This window comes from Kitasatospora sp. NPDC056783 (assembly GCF_042789895.1).
In the GTDB taxonomy this organism is placed as follows: domain Bacteria; phylum Actinomycetota; class Actinomycetes; order Streptomycetales; family Streptomycetaceae; genus Kitasatospora.
Genome location: NZ_JBHUAF010000454.1, coordinates 1 through 6434, shown reverse-complemented (window position 1 = coordinate 6434; position 6434 = coordinate 1). Strand labels below are relative to the sequence as shown.

Annotated in this window: 2 protein-coding genes; one reads left to right on the top strand and one right to left on the bottom strand. The window is 71.5% G+C overall.

The window, feature by feature from the left end:
- A partial coding sequence (locus ACFRMQ_RS36600) for a putative protein N(5)-glutamine methyltransferase (protein ID WP_380735158.1) occupies window positions 1-694 on the bottom strand: 694 nt, incomplete at its 3' end.
- A 380-nt stretch (window positions 695-1074) separates the two neighbouring features.
- Here ACFRMQ_RS36600 and ACFRMQ_RS36595 point away from each other — a divergent pair.
- Window positions 1075-6434: hypothetical protein (locus ACFRMQ_RS36595; protein WP_380735157.1), on the top strand; the 5360-nt coding region annotated here is incomplete at its 3' end.

The window sequence follows — 6434 nt, the reverse complement described above, 5'->3', positions numbered from 1 at the left end:
GTGCCTGCCGCTCGCTGGTCTCGAACAGCAGCGAACCCCCCGGCGCCAGCCACCCCGGAGCCTCGGCCACCACCCGCCGCAGCACGTCCAGCCCGTCCGCCCCGCCGTCCAGCGCCGGCCGGGCCTCGTGCAGCCGCGCCTCGGGCGGCAGCAGGCCGAGGTCACCGGTCGGCACGTACGGGACATTGGCGATCAGCACCGCGACGCGGCCGCGCAGCGCCGGGGGCACGACCGTGAACAGGTCGCCCTCGAAGACCCGGGCCCCGGCGCCGGTGAGGTTGCGGCGGGCGCAGCGGACCGCGCCCGGATCGATGTCGGCCGCGTACAGCTCGACCGGGTGCGCCGCCGTGGCCGCGACCGCCGCGCCCAGTGCGCCGCTCCCGCAGCACAGGTCGAGCACCACCGCGCCCGGGGTGGTCAGCGTGGTGGCGGTGGCGGCGAGGAACTCGCTGCGCCGGCGCGGGACGAACACACCCGGGTCGACGGCGATCCGCAGTCCGGCGAACTCGGCCCAGCCGACGACGTGTTCGAGCGGCCGGCCGTCGGCGCGGGAGCGGACCATGGCGGCCAGGTCGGCGGGCGAGGCGGCGGCGGAGAGCAGGATCCGCGCCTCGTCCTCGGCGAACACGCAACCGGCGGCGCGCAGCCGGGAGACCACGGAGGAACGGAGGGAGGCGGAGGAGAAGACCGGCAAGAGAACCCCTTGGGGGAAGAAACAGGAGTAGGACGAACCACTCCGTCAGGACTCCCGCCAGGGCCGGCACCGCGTCGGCGCGCCGTCCGCGCTATGCGCGGTCAGGCGCCCGCACGGCCGCGCTCCGGGAGCACCCGCTCGGACAGTCCGGTAATGGGGCTCACCTCCCTGAGTCGCAGTCATACTCGGCGTCGGCGACCCTACCACAGCCCCGAGCTGGGGTGATTGGAATGATTCCGCCTGGCCATGTCACTCCTGAGACCGGCCGCGAGCGCTGCCCAGGTGCGGCGAATCCGACACTCGTTCATCCGGGCTATTCCATAGGCCCACTGACAGTACACAGCGATAACTGGCTGTAGCGCCCGCGCATATTAACCGACATGACGAGACACTCCCGCGGACCGTCACGGCTTCGATCCCGAACGGCCCGCTTCATCAGCGCCGCGGCCTCCCTGGGCCTGCTCGGCGCCGGACTCACGGCCTCACTGGCCCACGCCGTCGCCCCGCCCAGCCACCCCGCCACCGCGGCACTGCCGGAGCGGGTCCGGGCGACCGGCTCCCCCCTGCTCCAGGAGACCTTCACCGGTGCGACCGCCGACGACCGGTTCGTCGCCGTCGGTGCCGCCTGCCTCATCGGCGCGCCGGCCTCGGCGCTCGGGCCGGACGGTCGCCCGCTGGGCGGCTGCCCGGCCGCCGAGACCGGCCCGGTGCCGCCGCTGGACTCCGCTCCCCACGGCTACCTGCGGATCACCGACTCCAGCAACGACCAGAGCGGCGCGGTCCTCTTCAACCAGGCCCTGCCGGCCGGCGCCGGCCTGGACGTCACCTTCGACCAGTGGCAGTACGGCAGCACCACACCCGCCACCCCGGCCGACGGGATCTCCTTCTTCCTGGTCAACGGCGATGTCTCGCTCACCCACCCCGGCGCCTTCGGTGGCAGCCTCGGCTACGCCCAGAAACTGCCCGACGACGACCCGAACCTCACCTTCCTGCCCGGCGTCGACCGCGGCTACCTGGGCGTCGGGCTCGACGTCCTCGGCAACTACTTCGGCGACTGGGAGCAGCGCGGCAACGGCTGCACCACGCGGTCCCCCGCCGGCACCGGCTTCCACGTCCCCGCGCCCGGCGCCAACATGATCACCCTCCGCGGGCCGGGCGACGGCCTGGAGGGCTACTGCTTCCTGACCGCGACGACCAGCAACTTCACCACCAGCGGCCCGTGGCCCTCCACCCTGCCCGGGAAACTCCAGGGCCCGCTCACCTCCCTGCCGCCCGGAGTGACGCCGGTCGAGGCGGAGAACCTGCTGGAGCCCTCGCGCCGCCGGGTGAACGTGCACCTGACCCCCGCGCCCTCCCCGGTACTGACGGTCTCCGTCGACTTCAACGACGGCACCGGCTCGCACCAGGTGCTCCAGACACCCGCACCGCAACCGCTCACCTCCACATACAAGTTCGGCTTCGCCGGGTCCACCGGCCTGTTCACCGACGTGCACCTGATCCGCAACGTGGTGATCAACACCGACGCGCCGCTGCCCGAGCTGAACCTCGTCAAGCAGGCGCACCAGCCGCTGCCGGGGTTGATCACGGTGGGCACCCCGATCCCGTACGACTTCGTCGTCACCAACTCCGGGAACGTGCCGATCACCAACCTGGCCGTCAACGACCCCAAGGTCGGGCCGATCAGCTGCCCGGTGAGCACCCTGGCCCCCGGCGAGACGGTGACGTGTACGGCGACGTACCTGGTCACCGCCGCGGACGCCGACGCCGGCCACGTCGCCAACACGGCCCAGGCCACCGGGACCACCGACGAGGGTCCTGTCACCTCGCCACCGTCCTCGGAGGACGTGCCGGTGGTGGCGCCTCCGGGGCTGGAGGTGACCAAGCACGTCGACGCGCCCGAGCCCTTCCACGTCGGCGAGGTCGTCCCGTACACCTACGTGGTCACCAACACCGGCGGAACCGAGATCACCGACCTCATGCTGACGGACGACAGGGTCACCGGGATCACCTGCGACACCACCATCCTGGCCCCGCGCGGCAGCCCCGGCGACTTGACCAAGTGCCACGGCACCTACATCGTGACACCGGAAGACGCCCTGAACGGGAAGGTCATCAACCGCGTCTTCGCCACCGGGGTCTCCAACGGCGAGCAGGTCACCTCACCGGAGGCCGAGGCCACAATCACCGTGATCGGCCCGTCGTCGATCGGCCTGGACAAGAAGGCCGACACCGCCGGCCCGGTCCGCGTCGGGGACATCGTCCATTACACCTACGCCGTCACCAACACCGGTTCGACGATGCTCAACGACGTCTTCGTCACCGACGACCACGCCACGCCGGTGACCTGTGACGCGACCACCCTCGCCCCCGGCGAGATCACCTACTGCCACTCCACGTACGTCGTGACGGACGCCGACCTGGCGCTCGGCCACCTCCTCAACAGGGCCACGGCGGTCGGCACCACCCCGCAGGGGGAGCCGGTCGAGAGCCCGCCCGCGGAGGTGGCACTGCCCGTGGTGGGCGTGGCCCAGCTGAGCCTGGCGAAGGTGCCGGACAGCGTCGGGCCGTTCCACCTCGGCGACACCGTCACCTACACCTACACGGTCACCAACACCGGCACGGCCACGGTCACCAACCTCGCGGTGACCGACGACCACGTCTCCCCGGTCGCCTGCGACGCCACGACCCTCAACCCCGGCCAGAGCACCACCTGCCACGGCAGCTACGTGATCACGGCGGCCGATGTCACGGCCGGCAAGGTGACCAACACCGCCCACGCCAGCGGTAACGACCCCGAAGGCCAGCCAGTGCAGAGCCCGCCGGCCGAGGCCAGCGTCCCCGTCGCGGGCGTCGTGCAGCTGACCCTCGCGAAGGTTCCCGACAGCGTCGGACCGTTCCACCTCGGCGACACCGTCACCTACACCTACACCGTCACCAACACCGGCACCGCGCCGGTCAGCAACCTCGCGGTGACCGACGACCACGTCTCCCCGGTCACCTGCGGCACCACGACCCTCGCTCCCGGTCAGAGCACGACCTGCCACGGCAGCTACGTGATCACGGCCGCCGACGTCACCGCCGGCCACGTCACCAACACCGCCGTCGCCAGCGGCACCAACCCGGAAGGTCAGACCGAGCAGAGCCCACCCGCCGAGGCCACCGTCCCCGTCGTGGGCGTGGCCCAGCTCCTCCTGACCAAGAGGGCCGACAGCACCGGCCCGTTCCACCTCGGCGACACCGTCACCTACACCTACATGGTGACCAACAGCGGCACCGCGCCGGTCACGGGCATCACCGTGACCGACGACCATGTCACCTCCGTGACGTGTGACGCCACGACGCTCGACCCCGACCAGACCGCGACCTGCCACGGCAGCTACGTCGTCACCGCCGACGACGTCATCGCCGGACATGTGATCAACACCGCCGTCGCCGACGGCACCGGCCCCGACGGGCAGCCGGTCCAGAGCTCGCCCGCCGAAGCCACTGTTCCCGTGGTGGGCGTCGCGGAGCTCAGCCTCGCGAAGGTCCCGGACAGCGTCGGACCGTTCCACCTCGGCGACACCGTCACCTACACCTACACCGTCACCAACACCGGCACCGCGCCGGTCACCAACCTGACCGTCACCGACGACCACGTCTCCCCGGTCACCTGCGACGCCACGACCCTCAGCCCGGGTCAGAGCGCGACCTGCCACGGCAGCTACGTCATCACCGCCGCCGACGTCACCGCCGGCCACGTCACCAACACCGCCGTCGCCAGCGGCACCAACCCCGAGGGCCAGACCGAACAGAGCCCCCAGGCCGAAGCCACCGTCCCCGTCGTCGGACAGGCCCAGCTGAGCCTGACCAAGACGCCGGACAGCACCGGCCCGTTCCACTTCGGCGACACCGTCCACTACACCTACACCGTCAGCAACACCGGCACCGCGCCGGTCACCGGCATCACCGTCACGGACGACCACGTCACCTCCGTGACGTGTGACACCACCACCCTCAACCCGGGCCAGAGCGCGACCTGCCACGGTACGTACGTCATCACCGCGGCCGATGTCGCGGCCGGGCACGTCACCAACACGGCCCACGCCAATGGCACCGGCCCCGAGGGCCAGCCGGTCCAGAGCCCGCCGGCCGAGGCCACCGTCCCGGTCGCGGGGGTCGCGCAGCTCAGTCTGGCGAAGGTGCCGGACAGCGTGGGCCCGTTCCACCTGGGCGACACGGTCAGCTACACCTACACCGTCACCAACACCGGAACGGCGGTCGTGAACAACCTGACCGTCACCGACGACCGCGTCACCTCGGTCACCTGTGGCGCGACCACCCTCAGCCCCGGGCAGAGCACCACCTGCCACGGCAGCTACGTCATCACCGCCGCCGACGTCACGGCCGGCCAGGTGACCAACACCGCCCACGCCAACGGCACCGGACCTGACGGCGAGACCGTCCAGAGCCCGCCGGCCGAGGCCAGCGTCCCGGTCGCGGGCGTCGTGCAGCTGACGCTCGCGAAGGTGCCGGACAGCGTCGGCCCGTTCCACCTGGGCGACACGGTCAGCTACACCTACACCGTCACCAACACCGGAACGGCCACCGTCAGCAACCTCGCGGTGACCGACGACCACGTCACCTCCGTCACCTGTGGCGCGACCACCCTCAACCCCGGGCAGAGCACCACCTGCCACGGCACGTACGTCATCACCGCCGCCGACGTCACCGCCGGCCACGTCACCAACACCGCCCACGCCACCGGGACCAACCCCGAAGGCCAGACCGAACAGAGCCCGCCGGCCGACGCCACCGTCCCCGTCGTGGGTGTGGCCCAGCTGAGCATGTCCAAGAAGGCCGACAGCGCCGGACCGTTCCACCTCGGCGACACCGTCCACTACACCTACACCGTCACCAACAGCGGCACCGCGCCGGTCACCAACCTGACCGTCACCGACAACCGCGTCACCCCGGTCACCTGTGGCGCGACCACCCTCAACCCCGGGCAGAGCACCACCTGCCACGGCAGCTACGTCATCACCGCCGCCGACGTCACCGCCGGCCACGTCACCAACACCGCCATCGCCACCGGCACCGACCCCGAGGGCCGGACCGAACAGAGCCCGCCGGCCGACGAGACGGTCACCGTCGTCGGTGCCGGACAGCTCGGCCTGTCGAAGAAGGCGGACAGCGCCGGACCGTTCCACGTCGGTGACACCGTGCGCTACACCTACACGGTCACCAACACCGGGACGGCCCCGGTCACCGGCATCACGGTGAGCGACGACCGCGTCACCTCGGTGACCTGTTCCGCGACCACCCTCGACCCCGGCCAGAGCACCACCTGCCACGGCACGTACACCGTGACCGAGGCCGACGCCCAGGCCGGACACGTCACCAACACCGCCCGCGCCAACGGCACCGGCCCCGACGGGCAGCCGGTCCAGAGCCCGCCGGCCGACGCGACGGTCGACATCGTCTCCCCGACGGCCGCGCTGACCATCACCAAGCGGGCCGACGTCACCGAGAACGCGCGGCCCGGCGACACCATCACCTACACCTACACCGTCGCCAACACCGGCTCGACGGTGATCGACAACATCACCGTCACGGACGACCGCGTCACCTCGGTGACCTGTGACGCGACCACCCTCGACCCCGGCCAGAGCACCACCTGCCACGGCACGTACACCGTGACCGAGGCCGACGCCCAGGCCGGACACGTCACCAACACCGCCCGTGCCAACGGCACCGACCC